Origin of the sequence: Lentzea flava (assembly GCF_014648475.1) — a bacterium.
Classification (GTDB): domain Bacteria; phylum Actinomycetota; class Actinomycetes; order Mycobacteriales; family Pseudonocardiaceae; genus Lentzea; species Lentzea flava.
The window spans coordinates 63,227-76,639 of the sequence record NZ_BMRE01000027.1 but is presented as its reverse complement, the minus strand read 5'-3'; the positions used below and the strand labels follow the sequence as shown (position 1 = coordinate 76,639).

Below are 13,413 nucleotides of genomic sequence, written 5' to 3'. Positions count from 1 at the left end.
TGGGCTGCGCTTCTGCCGTCCGGAGTGGACAGTGCAGCTCCATGGGAACGCAATTCCGTCGCCTGAGCTGTGTGCTCGGTGTCGTGCTGGTTGTCGGTGTGTTCTGCCCCGCCGTGTCGTTCGCCGGTGACCCCGACTGCTCGCAGGAGGAACCCTTCACGCCGTTCGACACGATCGACGGCGACAACCCGGTGACGATGCAGAACGGCCGCGTGATCGAGCTGCGCGCGTCGAACAAGTCCAAGTGCGCGTGGGGCCGCATCTCCTACGGCACGCCCGGCGAGGAGATCTGGACCGACCGCAAGGACCCCTCGGCCAACGAGCACGAGGGGTTCCTCGGGTACACGCGGATCGACTCGGGCACCGCGAAGTACACCGAGCCGTTCAAGAACGACGGCAAGGTGATGCGCGCCTGCGGCTCCTCGCAGGGCGTGATCGAGTGCACGGGCTGGTTCTAGCCCTCGGCAGGCACCCAGGAGGGCTTGCGCTTCTCCTTGAACGCGGCGATGCCCTCCTGGCCCTCCGGCCCGCCGAAGTGCTGCGCCGACAGCTTGAGCATGTCCGCGAAGACCTCGCCGAGGTTCGTGGACCGCTCCTGCTGCAGCATCTCCTTGGTGGCGGCGAGGGCGTTGGGCGCGCCGAGGGCGAGCATGTCGGTGTAGCGGCGGACCTCGGCGTCGACGCCGTCGACGGGCACCGCGGAGTTGAGCAGGCCGATCTCCTTGGCGCGGTTGGCGTCGAAGGTCTCGCCGGTGAGGAAAAGCTCGTGGGCCTGGCGGGGGAGCAGGCGGGGCAGCACGGTGACCGAGATGACCGCGGGCACGACCCCGATCCTGACCTCGCTGAACGCGAACGTCGCCTCGTGCGCGGCGATCGCGATGTCGCAGGCCGCGACGATGCCGACGCCACCCGCGCGGGCCGGCCCCTTGAGCGCGGCCACGACCGGCTTGGGGCTGGTCCAGATCTGCTCGAGGATCGCGGGGAACTCGTTGACGCCCTGGTCTCCCGCGCTCGCGCCGGCGGCCTCCTTGAGGTCCATGCCGGAACAGAACACGGAACCCGTGTGGGTCAGCACGACCACGCGCACCTGGTCGTCCTGCTTCGCCGCGGTCAGGTGCTCCTTGAGCTCCCTGCGCAGCTGCGCGGACAGGGCGTTGCGGTTGTGGGGGGAGTCCAGCGTGATCGTCGCGATGCCACGCTGCACCTCGTAATGGACGAGCTCGTCTGCCATGGCGCTGACCTTAGCCGGGGCAGACGAGCTCTACTTCGTGATGCCCGGCAGGGGGTGGGGCACCACAGTGGTCAGCCGATGGTCGTGGTCGTCAGCACGGGGTTGGGGTCCGGGTAGCCCTTCGCGGCGGCGTTGACCGGGAACCCGATCACGGTGACGACGGCGGTGAAGGTGAGGCCGGGCGCGTCGTAGCTGGTGCCGCCCAGCTTCGTGGTGATCGTGCCGGTGCCGCCCGCCTGCAGGTTGATCGTGACGGTCGGCAGCTCGAAGTCGGCGCCGCCCTTGATCGGCCCCGGCACGCTGAGCACGACGTCGTTGCCCTGCAAGGCGATCGTCGGCGTGCCACCGAGCCCGGAACCGCCGGACAGCGACGCGGACTGGAACTTCGAGTTGGCGGGCACCGGCAGCTTGAGCGCGAGCCCCTTGATCTCCCGCACCTGCCGGCCACCGGCCTCAGCCGGGACCTTGTTGGGCGCCGGGTCGATGGTGACCTTGACGGCCCCGTTGGGCGCGACGGTCGCGGGAGCACTCGCGTCGACGCCCTGGTCGAGCGTGAAGTCCGACGACTGCCCGGCCGCACTGGCCCTGAGCTTGTAGGTGACGGTTTGCGGTGCTGCCTCCGCGTTGGTCGCGAACATCAGCACGAGTAGCAGGGATGCGATTCCGGCTAGCTTCATGGCCTCTCCCCGTTGAGTGGACGAGGGACATTTCCAGCACGCGGCGTAATCACCTGACTACTCATGAGTAGGTTTCACGTCAACGGTTCACACTTCACATCGCCCGAACGGCCGCGCACATTCGATCTTGTGGCGGCGGCCGGAAGTGGCGTTTCGCGTTCAGCGCCGCCGTGCGGTGGCGTGGCCGAGCGCCCCGATTCCAGTGAGGACCAGGCCGACGAAGAACAGGCCGAAGCCCAGTCGGAGGTCGGGTCCGCCTGGTGTGGCGGGCTCCGCTCGCATCGACGGGAAGCCGGTCGGCGCTGGGACGTCCGGTGTCGTGTCGCCCAGCACGCCGAAGAAGAAGACGGCCATGCCGGCCATCGCGAGGAGGGCGCCCAGCCACGTGAAGGCGACGACCCACGCGGGTGCTCCGGACAGGTCGTAGTGGCCTGAGTGGCGACGCGAGCGCGGGAAGTCGTCGCTGTGGAAGTCTTCGATGTCGTCGGCGGAGCCGTCGAAGAATCCGTCGCGTGCGCTGTGGTTGTAGCTGGTCGGATCGTCGGTCACGTCGCCCCCCCGGTGCCGTTTGCGCAGTGGTATCACGCGGTTGGGCTGCGGTCGGGGCGATTGTGGAAATCAGGTGGGCAGGAGCGGTTGGGCTCAAATGTGCTATGCTTCGTGCATAGCCTCTGCCACTAGGTGGAGGAAGTGAGCCCAGGTGCGCTTCCGGACGGTTGCTGCCTGGGCTTCGCGCTGTTCAGGGCTCGATGCGGGTCACCACGGGGCTGATCCGCCGTACCCAGTCCCCGCCTGCGCCCAAGCACCAGGCGACTGCGTCGCTCACCCAGAGCGCCGGCTCTGCTGACGACTGGATGTGCTCGTAGACGATGCCCGCGTCCCGGGCTTTCGTGCGGGCGAGCACCACGCGATCACGTCCATTGCTCGCATGATCGCGAGAGTCGAGGACGAGCCTGCTCACACCCCGGTCGATTGCCTCCGTCACCAGCCTTTCGAGCAGGACGCCACGTGCGGCGTCGCCCTTTTCGCTGCCTGACAACACCACTACTTCAAAAGACCGCTCGACGATGCGCGACACGATGAACTTGCGGCGGCTGTCCTTCTCGGATTTGAAGTGCACGCGCCGCTCACCTGGCAGGAGAAGACTCCGCATCAGCGACCGGGTCGAGTGCAGTGCGGCGGGAGCGACGAGCGTCGCGGCCAGCAGGTGCCCTCCGCGTTCGGTCTCGTCGACGAACATATGCATCCAAACAGGATCGCAGGTACCACCGACAATTCCCGTTCGGGTGATCAAGCCATCCCGGCTAGGCAGCCACCGACTGGCGTGCGAGGGCCTCGTCGTACCGGTCCAACACCAACTGCGCCACCTCGACGTCCTCCCCCAACGGCCGCGCCACCACGGCATCACCCGCCAGCGAGGCGACCTTGTCCGGCAACAGCCCCGGCGCGAGGAACCACGACGCGACGGCGATCCGCGTGGCACCCTTCGCACGCAACCGCTCGATCGCCGAAGGCACGGTCGGCGAGGCGATCGACGCGAACGCCGCCTCCACCCCGGCCCACCCGGACTCCCGAGCCCACCGCCGGGCAACGCTTGCCACGGCTTCGTTCGCGGGCCCGTGTGACGACCCGGCACCTGCCAGCACCACGCCCAACGACCGGTCGCCGAACGAAACCCCGGCCTCGGACAGCCGTCGCAGCGCGGCCGACTCCAGTCGTGGGTCCGGGCCCAGCACGTCGGAGACGACCGCGGGAACACGGGACTCGGCGACCGCGGCCGGGACGTCGACGCGTGCGTGATAAGCCTTGCCCAGCAACAAAGGTACGACGATCGCAGGTCCGCGCAGCACGTCGCTCAGCCGGGGCGCGCACAGGTCCAGGAAGCAGCCGCGCACGTCGAGGTCCGGCCGCAACGACCGCACGACGTCCAGCAACGCGTGGATCGACGCGGCCGATCGGGGATCTCGACTGCCATGGGCGACAGCGACAAGCGGAATCCCGAAGGAAGTCACAGCGCTCCCGTCAGTCCACGGGCCCGCAGCACGGCGCGCTCCAACGGGCGGAACAGCAGCAGCTCGATTCCGATGCCCACCAACAGGATCAGGAAGATCGCCGCGATCACCATGTTGATGTCGTTCAACGACGACCCGTTGTGCAGGTACTGCCCGAGCCCGGTGCCGAGCTGGGGCGACGTCGCGATGATCTCCGCGGCCATCAGCGACCGCCACGAGAACGCCCAGCCCTGCTTGAGACCCGCCAAATAGCCGGGCAGGGCCGCGGGCAGCAGGATGTGGCGTGCCGAAGCCAGCCGGCCGGCGCCCAGAGCGCGCCCGACCCGTGGCAGCAGGGGCGGAATCTGGTCGATGCCGGCGACCAGGCCGTTGGCGATCGACGGCACCGAGCCCATCAGCACCACGAAGTAGATCGTCGAGGGCGTCACGCCGAACCACAGGATTGCGGCCGGAACCCAGGCCACCGAAGGAAGTGACTGCAGACCGGTCAGCAACGACCCGATCGCCGCGCGCACCACCCGGACCTTGGCGACCAGCAAGCCCAGCGGCGTCGCGATCAGCACCGCCGCGATGAACCCGAACACCGCGCGGTGCAACGAGGTCCACAGGACGCTGAACGCCTCACCGGTGCCGATGCTGCGGATCAGCTCGTTCCACACGTTGACCGGTGCGGGCAGCTGGAACTCCGGCAGCAGGGCCGAGGCCCACAACGCCTGCCACACGCCGAGGAGCAGGGCGAAGGCGATGATCGGTGGCACGCCCGTCTTCACGAACCGGCGCCACAACGGCGGCTTCTGCGCCTCGACGGGTGCGTCCAGCGCGTCGAGGCCCGCGCCGACCTTGTCGAGCGTGTCAGACGGCGTGGCCACTGATGACCTCTCGGAGGTGGGTGTTGATCTCGTCCAGAACGGAGTCCGACGAGCCCGTGACGTCCCACTCGCGCACGACGCGGCCGGGGCGCGAGGACAGCAGCACGACGCGCTGACCGAGGCGCACGGCCTCACGGACGTCGTGCGTGACGAAGATGATCGCGGTGTTCGTGGTCTCCCACACGCGCAGCAGTTCGCTCTGCAGCACGTCGCGCGTGATGGCGTCCAACGCCGCGAACGGCTCGTCCATCAGCAGCAGGGCGGGAGCGCCGTCCGCGGTCACGGTGGTGGACGCCAGCGCGCGGGCCAGAGCCACGCGCTGGCGCATGCCACCGGAGAGCTCGTGCGGGCGCTTGTCCGCGACGTCGCCGAGCCGCACCAGCTCCAGCAGTTCCAGCGCGCGACGCTTGCGCGCCAGGCGGCCGACGCCCGCGAAGCGCAGCGCCAGTTCGACGTTGCGGGCGGCGGTGAGCCACGGCATGAGCGCGGGCTCCTGGAACATCACGGCCGGGCGCGACGTGTTGAGCTGCAGCTCACCCGACGTCGCGCCGTCCAGGCCGGCGACGATGTTCAGCAGCGTGCTCTTGCCGCAGCCCGACGCGCCGAGAAGACACACGAACTCGCCGGGCTTGACCTTCAGGTCGACCCCGTCGAGGGCCACCACGGCCGAGTTGCCGTGGCCGAACACCTTGCGGACGCCGGCCAGTTCGACGGCAGTATCCACAGTAGACAGAACAGTGGTCTCGAGCGTGGCGGTCATGTCCGTGTGTCCCCTCGGAGAGTTACTTCTTGTCCAGACCGGCTGCTTGCACCTGCGGCTTGCCCTGTGCCTGAAGAACCTTGTTGAGCAACGTGAAGTCGGCGTACCCGGCGACGTTCGCGGCCTCCTTGGCCACGCCCGCGGTCACGGCGTCCTTGGCGAGCTGCGGGAAGGTCTTGGCCTGCGCGTCGGAGGTCAGCTCGATGTTGTCCCACGCGGCGTCGAGGATCTTCTGGCCGAGCTTCTTCGACGTCAGCTTCTCCAGCGCGGCGTTGACCGTCGTCTTCGCCTCGTCCTTGTTGGCCTTGGCCCAGTCGATCGCCGCCACGTGGCCCTTCAGCACGGCCTCGACCGTCTCCGGGTGCTCCTGCAGGAACTTCGTCCGCACGATGACCACGGTGGTCGGGAACTGCCCGCCTTCCCACAGGGTCTTCTCGTCCAGCAGCACCTTCGCGCCGGCCTCGGCGACCAGGCGTGCCGACCACGGCTGCGGCAGCCACGCCGCCTGGATGTCGCCCTTCTTGAACAGGTCGAGCGTGGCGGCGTTCTCGGAGTTCTGCACCGTGACCTGGCCGGTGAGGTTCTTCTCCGCCAGGTACTTCTTCAGCGACACGTCCTGCGTGTTCGCGAGCTGCGGCGTGGCGACGGTCTTGCCCTTGAGGTCCTCAACCGAGTTGATCTCGGGCTTCGCCACCAGCTGCGCACCACCGGACGTGGCACCGGAGATGAGCTTGACGGCCTCACCCTTGGACTTCGCGTAGGCGTTGATCGCCGGGCCGGACCCGATGTAGGCGATGTCGAGTGACTCGCCCAGCAGCGCGTTCACCTCGTCCGGACCGGCGTTGAACGTCTGCGTCGTGAGCTTGGTGTTGCCGAGCTCCTTGGCGAACAAGCCCTTCTCGACGCCGATCAGCGCGGCGGCGTGGGTCACGTTCGGGAAGTACCCGAGGCGGACCTCGGTCGCGGCGCCCTTCGACTGGGCGGCGGGAGCGTCCTCGGTGCTGCGGCGGCTGCACCCGGACAGTGCGGTCAGTGCGATGAGTGCGATGGCAACGGCGGGCTTGAGGTTCACGGCTGGTTGGCCTTTCAGGGACCGGGGGAGACGAGGGCGTGGTTGTCCGGGGTAGTGGCACTACCCCCGGTACAGCTCTCCACGCCGTTCTCGAGCAACGGCAGCGGAGCCCCGACCAGCCCGGCGGCGAGCGTCGAGCCGTCGCTCGCATCGATCACCAGGAACGACCCGGTGCGCCGGCTGAAGCTGTAGTCGTCCAGCGGTACTTCCTCCGCGAGGCGCAGGGCCACGCGGCCGATCTCGTTGAGCTCCAACGAAGCCGGGCTGTCCACACTGGACAGCGTCTGCTCGTCGAAGCGGTCGCGCAGCTCGGTGACCATCGCCTGCACGGTGCGCGTGCCGTGCTTGACGAGGACTCGGGCGCCTGCCCGCAGCGGCTTCTCCGCGAGCCAGCAGAGCGTGGCGTCCAGCTCGTCGGTGACCTTGGGCTCGTTGCCAGCCACCGAGATCAGGTCGCCGCGCGAGATGTCGATGTCGTCGGCCAGCAGCAGCGTGACGGACTGGCCCGCCGCCGCCTCGGCCAGTTCGCCGTCCGCGGTGTCGATCTTCGTGACGGTCGAGCGGCGGCCAGACGGCAGCACGACGATCTCGTCACCCGGCTTGACCGTGCCCGCCGCGACCAGCCCGGCGTACCCCCGGTAGTCGAGGTGCTCGGCCGTGCGCGGCCGGATCACGTACTGCACCGGGAAGCGGAACGGGGCGTCGTGCGGGTCGGGCTCGACCGGCACGGTCTCCAGGTGCTCCAGCAGCGTCGGCCCGGAGTACCACGGCGTGTTCGCGGACTTCTCCACGACGTTGTCGCCGGCGAGCGCCGACACGGGGATCTCGATCACGGCGTCCTCGGTGTAGCCGAGGGCCGTCGCGTGAGCCGTGAACTCCTTGGCGATGCGGGAGAACGTCACCTCGTCGTAGTCCACGAGGTCGATCTTGTTGACCGCCAGCACGAGCCGCGGCACACCGAGCAGCGCGAGAACCGCGGCGTGGCGGCGGGTCTGCTCGATGACGCCCTTGCGCGCGTCGACGAGCAGCACCGCGAGCTGGGCGGTGGACGCGCCGGTCACGGTGTTGCGGGTGTACTGCACGTGGCCGGGGGTGTCCGCCAGCACGAACGATCGCTTGGGCGTCGCGAAGTACCGGTACGCCACGTCGATCGTGATGCCCTGCTCGCGCTCCGACCTCAGACCGTCGACCAGTAGCGACAGGTCCGGCGTCGCGAGACCGCGGTCGGCGCTCGCGCGGTGCACGGCGTCGAGCGTGTCCGCCAGCACGGACTTGGTGTCGTAGAGCAGCCTGCCGACCAGCGTGGACTTGCCGTCGTCCACGCTGCCTGCGGTGGCCAGCCTCAACAGGTCGCTCATTTAGAAGTAACCCTCCCGCTTGCGGTCTTCCATGGCGGCCTCGGACAGCCGGTCGTCGGCACGCGTGGCGCCGCGCTCGGTCAGCCGTGACGCGGCGACCTCGGCGATCACCGCGTGGATGTCGGCGGCGTCGGACTCGACGGCACCGGTGCAGGAGCCGTCGCCGACCGTGCGGTAGCGAACCGTCTTGCGCACCAGCGTTTCGCCCTCACGCGCGGTGCCCCACGGCCCCTCGGCGAGCCACATGCCGTCGCGCAGGAACACCTCGCGCTCGTGCGCGTAGTAGATGCTCGGCAGCTCGACGCCCTCGCGCTCGATGTAGTTCCACACGTCGAGCTCGGTCCAGTTGGACAACGGGAACACGCGGACGTGCTCACCGGGGCGGTGCCGGCCGTTGTAGAGGTTCCACAGCTCCGGGCGCTGGCGCTTCGGGTCCCACTGGCCGAATGCCGTGCGCAGGCTGAAGATCCGCTCCTTGGCACGGGCGCGTTCCTCGTCCCGCCGGCCGCCGCCGAACACCGCGTCGAACTTGTGCGCGGTGATCGTGTCGAGCAACGGCACGGTCTGCAACGGGTTGCGCGTGCCGTCCGGGCGTTCCTGCAGGCGGCCGTCGTCGATCCAGTCCTGGACCTTCGCGACCTCCAGGCGCAGACCGTGTTGTGCCACAACGCGATCGCGGAACTCGATGACCTCGTCGAAGTTGTGCCCGGTGTCGACGTGCAGCAGCGGGAACGGCACCGGCGCCGGGTAGAACGCCTTGATCGCGAGGTGCAGCAGCAGCGTCGAGTCCTTGCCGCCGGAGAAGAGGATCACCGGCCGGTCGAACTCGCCCGCGACCTCGCGGAAGATGTGGATCGCCTCGGATTCGAGGCGTCCCAACGTGTCGAGCGTCGCTGTGGTCATCCGTGCAACCCGCATTCAGTCTTGGAGAAACCGGCCCAGCGGCCACTGCGCGCGTCCTGGCCCGGCAGCGGCTTCGCGGTGCACGGCGCGCAGCCGATCGAGGGATATCCCTCCTGCACCAGCAAGTTCTCGAGGATCCCCTTCTCGCGGATGTAGGCGTTGAACTCGTCATCGCTCCACGGCGCGATCGGGTTGATCTTCACCAGGCCGTTGCGCTCGTCCCACTGCACGATCGGCGTGTTCGCGCGGGTGGGCGCGTCCACGCGGCGCACGCCGGTGACCCACGCGTCGTACTTCGCGAGCTCGCGGCGCAGCGGGACGACCTTGCGCAGGTTGCAGCACTTGGCCGGATCCGTCTGGTACAGCAGGCCGAACTCGGCCTCCTGGTCAGCCACCGACTGCTCGGCCGCGGCGTTGACGATCCGCACCTCCGGGTAGACGACCCCGACGGCGTCACGCACGCCGATGGTCTCCGGGAAGTGGTAGCCGGTCTCCAGGAACAGCACGTCGAAGTTCGGCTTCACCTGGGCGGCGAGATCGATCAGCACGGCGTCCTGCATGTTCGACGCGACGATGTAGTTGTCGCCGAACGTCCGCGCGGTCCACTCCAGCGCCTCGATCGCCGTCGCGTCCTTGAGCTCCTGCTCCGCCGCCTCGGCGACGATCTTGAGGTCTTCCTTCAGATCGCTCACTTCTTCACCTCCTGCGGCAGGTTGAGCCCGACGAACTGGACCTTGAAGACGCGGCGGCACCCGGTGCACAGCCACGCGTAGCTGGGTTCCTCCTGCGGCCGGAGGTCCTCGTCGCCGCAGTAGGGGCAGTAGAAGGGCGTCGCCCGTTCGCTCACTTCAGAGCACCCTCTTCCGCGCGGGCGACCCATTGCGCGAAACGCTCGTCCTCTTCGCGCTGGGCAACGAAGTTCCGCACGACCCGCTCGACGTACTCGGGCAGTTCGGCGGCGGTCACCTTGTGGCCGCGCAGCTTGCGGCCGAAGCCCGCGTCGAGGCCGAGGCCGCCGCCGAGGTGCACCTGGAAGCCCTCGACCTGGTTGCCCTCGTCGTCCGTGACGATCTGGCCCTTGAGGCCGATGTCCGCGGTCTGGATGCGGGCGCAGGAGTTGGGGCAGCCGTTGATGTGCACGGTGATCGGCGCGGTGACGCCGTCGACGATGTCCGCGAGGTTGGCCTCGAGCTTGGCGACGAGGTCGTTGGCGCGCGCCTTGGTCTCGACGATCGCGAGCTTGCAGAACTCGATGCCGGTGCAGGCCATGACGCCGCGCCGCCACGGCGACGGCTCGGACTGCAGGCCCAGCTTGGCGAGATCCGCCTGCAGGGTCTTGACCTCGCCCTCCGGCACGTCCAGCACGACGATCTTCTGCTGGGGCGTGAGGCGGACGCGGCTGCTGCCCGCCCGCTCGACGATCTTCGCGACCTCGACCAGCGTGCTGCCGGAGACGCGGCCGGCGATCGGCGCGGCGCCGACGTAGAACAGGCCGTCCTTCTGCCGGTGCACGCCGATGTGATCACGTTGCTGGTTCAGGACTTCCGGCGCCGGGCCGTCGAGCATCTTGCGCTTGAGGTACTCGTCCTCCATGACCTGGCGGAACTTCTCCGGGCCCCAGTCGGCGACGAGGAACTTGATGCGCGCGCGGTGCCGCAGCCTGCGGTAGCCGTAGTCGCGGAAGACGCTGATGACGGCTTCCCACACGTCCGGCACCTCGTCGAGCGGCACCCAGACGCCGAGTCGCTTGCCCAGCATGGGGTTCGTGGACAGGCCGCCGCCGACCCAGAGGTCGAAGCCGGGCCCGTGCTCGGGGTGGTTGACGCCGACGAACGCGACGTCGTGGATCTCGTGCGCGACGTCCTGCAGACCGGAGATCGCGGTCTTGAACTTGCGCGGCAGGTTGGAGAACCGCGGGTCGCCGATGTAGCGCTCGAGGATGACGTCGATCGCGGGCTGCCCGTTGATGATCTCGTCCTCGGCGATGCCGGCGACCGGTGAGCCGAGGATGACGCGCGGGCTGTCGCCGCACGCCTCCATCGTGGTGAGCCCGACCGCTTCGAGCTTCTGCCAGATGGTGGGAACGTCCTCGATCCGGATCCAGTGGTACTGGATGTTCTGCCGGTCGGTGATGTCCGCGGTGTCACGCGCGTACGTCTGCGAGATCTCGCCGAGAACGGTCAGCTGCTGCGTGGTGAGCGCACCGCCGTCGCTGCGCACGCGCATCATGAAGTACTCGTCGTCCAGCTCTTCCGGCTCGAGCGTGGCCGTGCGGCCACCGTCGATCCCCGGCTTGCGCTGGGTGTAGAGGCCGTACCACCGGAATCGTCCACGCAGGTCAGCGGGGTCGATGGAGTCGAAGCCCCGGTGGGCGTAGATGTTCTCGATGCGGGCGCGGACGTTGAGCGGGTTGTCGTCCTTCTTGCTCCGCTCGTTCGGGTTCAGCGGCTCTCGGTAGCCGAGCGCCCACTGCCCCTCGCCGCGACGCTGCTTGGCGCGCGGTGACGTCTGCGGCGGGACCATCGCCATCCTCCGGGGTTTCGAGGCGCCGAGTGCGCGTGCGAGCCCAGAGGTGCTGTGGTGGGGGTCTCGTCAGCGCACCAAGCGCCGACGGGAACAAATCAGCGCGTGGTTATGCCGTGCAACGGCACATCGCGCTGGAGACACGACGGAAGTCGACGTGGCGCCGGGCCACGAGGCGAACTCCAGTCGAAGGCATGTGACCAGTGTGCCTGGCGTCCAGAGCATGGTCCACCGCCAACCGAATGCTGGGATTCCGCAGCGGAAGTTGACATCGATAGCCGGTTTCGCTCAGTGACGTTTCTGTCACCGACAGATACTTGTCCTGGTCGGACACCGCCATCCGGGTCCGGTGGTGGACACTAGCTGTCATGCCCTCCGCTTTGCCCGAAGGCGAGCCCGCGCCCGCCGACGGTTCGCTTCCAGCCTCCGCTCTCGCCGGCCTCGGTTCCCGTCCGTTCGGCATCTACGTGCACGTGCCGTTCTGCGCGACCCGCTGCGGGTACTGCGACTTCAACACCTACACGCCGGGTGAGCTCGGCTCGTCCGCCTCACCCGAGTCATGGCTGGAGGGCCTGCGCCGCGAGCTGGATCTCGCCGCGTCCGTGCTGGGTTCCGCACCGGCCGCCTCGACCGTCTTCGTCGGCGGCGGCACGCCCTCGCTGCTCGGTGCCTCGGGCCTGACTGATGTATTGGATGCAGTACATCAGTCGTTCGGCCTAGCCCCGGACGCCGAGGTGACGACGGAGTCCAATCCCGAGTCGACGTCGCCGTCGTTCTTCGTCGGCATCCGGAATGCGGGATACACGCGGGTGTCGCTCGGCATGCAGTCGGCAGCCCGGCACGTCCTGCAGATCCTGGACCGCAAGCACACCCCCGGCCGTCCGGTCGACGCCGCCCGCGAGGCCCGTGCCGCGGGCTTCGACCACGTCAACCTCGACCTGATATATGGCACACCGGGGGAGCAGCCCGCCGATCTGAAGGCGTCGCTCGACGCCGTTCTCGACGCGGGCGTCGACCACGTCTCGGCGTACGCGCTGATCGTGGAGGACGGCACCGGCCTGGCCCGGCGCATCCGCCGCGGCGATCTCCCGATGCCGGACGACGACGTCCTCGCGTCGTCCTACGAGATGGTCGACTCGGTGCTGAGCGGCGCGGGCCTGCACTGGTACGAGGTCTCCAACTGGGCCACGTCCGAGGCAGCGCAGTGCCGGCACAACGTCCTGTACTGGAAGGGCGCCGACTGGTGGGGCTTCGGGCCGGGCGCGCACAGCCACGTCGGCGGCGTCCGGTTCTGGAACGTGAAGCACCCGGCGCGCTACTCGTCGCTGCTCGCCGAGGGCAAGTCGCCCGCCGCCGGGCGTGAGGTGCTGTCGGACGAGGACCGCCGCGTCGAGCGCGTGCTGCTGGAGCTGCGCCTGGCCGAGGGCCTGCCGACTGATGTATTGGATACCGCGGGGCGTGAAGAGGCTCGTTCGGCGATCGCGGACGGCCTGCTCGAACCGCTGGACGACCGCTGCGTGCTGACCGACCGCGGCCGCCTGCTCGCCGACGCCGTGGTCAGGCGCCTGCTGCCCTAACGGGCCCGGATGTCGTGCTGGCTGCGCACCTCGGTGACGCGCTGCCCCTTCTTGTCGTACGTGACGGTCGCCCACCACAACCCGTCCGCACGCCTGGCCGGCTCCCAGACCAGCGTGCCGCGCCACCACTCGTCGTCGCTCATGACCAGGCACGGCTTCTCGTCCGCGCGGTGCTCCCTGCCGTGCCGCTCCAGCCACGCGGGTGCGCAGCAGTGGTCGCACGGCTGGAGCTGACCAGGGCTGACGTCGGCCCACCGGACCTCGACCACCTCGTGCGTGGCCTTGCCGATGAGCCTGAGCCGGCCCTGGTCCTTGTGCAGCCATTCGCAGCTCGGGTCGCTGTGGTAGGTCCGGCCGCCCTTCGTCCGCCAGCCCTGCTCGCTCTCCACGTCCCCACCTCTGCTTCGGATGGTTTGGACCCTAGCGAGCAC

The 13,413-nt window shown here is 68.9% G+C and carries 16 protein-coding genes; 2 read left to right on the top strand and 14 right to left on the bottom strand.

The annotated features are described in order from the left end of the window. Nucleotides 1–41 precede the first annotated feature (41 nt). Complete coding sequence (locus IEZ09_RS27215) at nt 42–458, top strand: hypothetical protein (RefSeq protein ID WP_189256606.1); 417 nt, start codon at nt 42–44, stop codon at nt 456–458. On the opposite strand, the gene IEZ09_RS27210 is transcribed toward IEZ09_RS27215, so the two are convergent. The 13 genes from IEZ09_RS27210 to IEZ09_RS27150 form a co-directional block, all read right to left on the bottom strand. Beyond that, nucleotides 455–1,231 carry an enoyl-CoA hydratase family protein gene (locus tag IEZ09_RS27210; RefSeq protein WP_189256605.1) on the bottom strand — a complete coding sequence of 259 codons (777 nt, stop codon included), beginning with the start codon at nt 1,229–1,231 and terminating at the stop codon, nt 455–457. The two genes, IEZ09_RS27215 and IEZ09_RS27210, sit on opposite strands and share 4 nt — an antisense overlap. Before the next feature lie 71 nt (nt 1,232–1,302). Continuing rightward, nucleotides 1,303–1,908 carry a cyclase gene (locus IEZ09_RS27205; protein ID WP_189256604.1) on the bottom strand — a complete coding sequence of 202 codons (606 nt, stop codon included), beginning with the start codon at nt 1,906–1,908 and terminating at the stop codon, nt 1,303–1,305. Between the two features lie 159 nt (nt 1,909–2,067). Continuing rightward, nucleotides 2,068–2,457, bottom strand: a complete 390-nt coding sequence (locus IEZ09_RS27200) for a hypothetical protein (protein ID WP_189256603.1) — start codon at nt 2,455–2,457, stop codon at nt 2,068–2,070. A 190-nt stretch (nt 2,458–2,647) separates the two neighbouring features. Beyond that, nucleotides 2,648–3,154: a hypothetical protein gene (locus tag IEZ09_RS27195; RefSeq protein WP_229813000.1), complete on the bottom strand. Its 507-nt coding sequence runs from the start codon at nt 3,152–3,154 to the stop codon at nt 2,648–2,650. 58 nt (nt 3,155–3,212) lie between these two features. After that, the gene (locus IEZ09_RS27190) at nt 3,213–3,905 is read right to left on the bottom strand and encodes a sirohydrochlorin chelatase (RefSeq protein WP_189256647.1); all 693 of its coding nucleotides are present in this window, start codon (nt 3,903–3,905) and stop codon (nt 3,213–3,215) included. 11 nt (nt 3,906–3,916) lie between these two features. After that, complete coding sequence (locus IEZ09_RS27185; protein ID WP_189256601.1) at nt 3,917–4,789, bottom strand: ABC transporter permease; 873 nt, start codon at nt 4,787–4,789, stop codon at nt 3,917–3,919. Further along, nucleotides 4,773–5,549, bottom strand: a complete 777-nt coding sequence (locus IEZ09_RS27180) for an ABC transporter ATP-binding protein (protein ID WP_189256600.1) — start codon at nt 5,547–5,549, stop codon at nt 4,773–4,775. Before IEZ09_RS27180 ends, IEZ09_RS27185 begins: the two co-directional genes overlap by 17 nt. A gap of 22 nt (nt 5,550–5,571) precedes the next feature. Next, nucleotides 5,572–6,621, bottom strand: a complete 1,050-nt coding sequence (locus IEZ09_RS27175) for an ABC transporter substrate-binding protein (RefSeq protein WP_189256599.1) — start codon at nt 6,619–6,621, stop codon at nt 5,572–5,574. A gap of 14 nt (nt 6,622–6,635) precedes the next feature. Next, nucleotides 6,636–7,979, bottom strand: coding sequence for a sulfate adenylyltransferase subunit 1 (locus IEZ09_RS27170; protein ID WP_189256598.1), 1,344 nt, complete (start codon nt 7,977–7,979; stop codon nt 6,636–6,638). Further along, nucleotides 7,980–8,882: a sulfate adenylyltransferase subunit CysD gene (gene cysD / locus IEZ09_RS27165; protein ID WP_189256597.1), complete on the bottom strand. Its 903-nt coding sequence runs from the start codon at nt 8,880–8,882 to the stop codon at nt 7,980–7,982. Continuing rightward, nucleotides 8,879–9,574: a phosphoadenylyl-sulfate reductase gene (locus tag IEZ09_RS27160; protein ID WP_189256596.1), complete on the bottom strand. Its 696-nt coding sequence runs from the start codon at nt 9,572–9,574 to the stop codon at nt 8,879–8,881. The genes cysD and IEZ09_RS27160 overlap by 4 nt, the downstream gene beginning before the upstream one ends. Further along, a complete protein-coding gene (locus tag IEZ09_RS27155) occupies nt 9,571–9,729 on the bottom strand; it encodes an Insertion element protein (RefSeq protein WP_112229091.1) in 159 nt (52 codons plus the stop codon). Before IEZ09_RS27155 ends, IEZ09_RS27160 begins: the two co-directional genes overlap by 4 nt. Further along, nucleotides 9,726–11,405, bottom strand: a complete 1,680-nt coding sequence (locus tag IEZ09_RS27150) for a nitrite/sulfite reductase (protein ID WP_301325530.1) — start codon at nt 11,403–11,405, stop codon at nt 9,726–9,728. The genes IEZ09_RS27155 and IEZ09_RS27150 overlap by 4 nt, the downstream gene beginning before the upstream one ends. Before the next feature lie 368 nt (nt 11,406–11,773). On the opposite strand from IEZ09_RS27150, the gene hemW reads away from it, so the two are divergent. Continuing rightward, nucleotides 11,774–12,982, top strand: a complete 1,209-nt coding sequence (gene hemW, locus IEZ09_RS27145; protein ID WP_189256594.1) for a radical SAM family heme chaperone HemW — start codon at nt 11,774–11,776, stop codon at nt 12,980–12,982. On the opposite strand, the gene IEZ09_RS27140 is transcribed toward hemW, so the two are convergent. Further along, nucleotides 12,979–13,371, bottom strand: coding sequence for a hypothetical protein (locus IEZ09_RS27140; RefSeq protein ID WP_189256593.1), 393 nt, complete (start codon nt 13,369–13,371; stop codon nt 12,979–12,981). The two genes, hemW and IEZ09_RS27140, sit on opposite strands and share 4 nt — an antisense overlap. Nucleotides 13,372–13,413: the final 42 nt, after the last annotated feature.

What these genes read in the sequence shown, in the direction of transcription:
- IEZ09_RS27215 (WP_189256606.1), top strand. Translation starts at nt 42, where the DNA reads ATGGGAACGCAATTCCGTCGCCTGAGCTGTGTGCTCGGTGTCGTGCTG.
- IEZ09_RS27210 (WP_189256605.1), bottom strand. Translation starts at nt 1,231, where the DNA reads ATGGCAGACGAGCTCGTCCATTACGAGGTGCAGCGTGGCATCGCGACG.
- IEZ09_RS27205 (WP_189256604.1), bottom strand. Translation starts at nt 1,908, where the DNA reads ATGAAGCTAGCCGGAATCGCATCCCTGCTACTCGTGCTGATGTTCGCG.
- IEZ09_RS27195 (WP_229813000.1), bottom strand. Translation starts at nt 3,154, where the DNA reads ATGCATATGTTCGTCGACGAGACCGAACGCGGAGGGCACCTGCTGGCC.
- IEZ09_RS27180 (WP_189256600.1), bottom strand. Translation starts at nt 5,549, where the DNA reads ATGACCGCCACGCTCGAGACCACTGTTCTGTCTACTGTGGATACTGCC.
- IEZ09_RS27170 (WP_189256598.1), bottom strand. Translation starts at nt 7,979, where the DNA reads ATGAGCGACCTGTTGAGGCTGGCCACCGCAGGCAGCGTGGACGACGGC.
- cysD (WP_189256597.1), bottom strand. Translation starts at nt 8,882, where the DNA reads ATGACCACAGCGACGCTCGACACGTTGGGACGCCTCGAATCCGAGGCG.
- IEZ09_RS27150 (WP_301325530.1), bottom strand. Translation starts at nt 11,405, where the DNA reads ATGGTCCCGCCGCAGACGTCACCGCGCGCCAAGCAGCGTCGCGGCGAG.
- hemW (WP_189256594.1), top strand. Translation starts at nt 11,774, where the DNA reads ATGCCCTCCGCTTTGCCCGAAGGCGAGCCCGCGCCCGCCGACGGTTCG.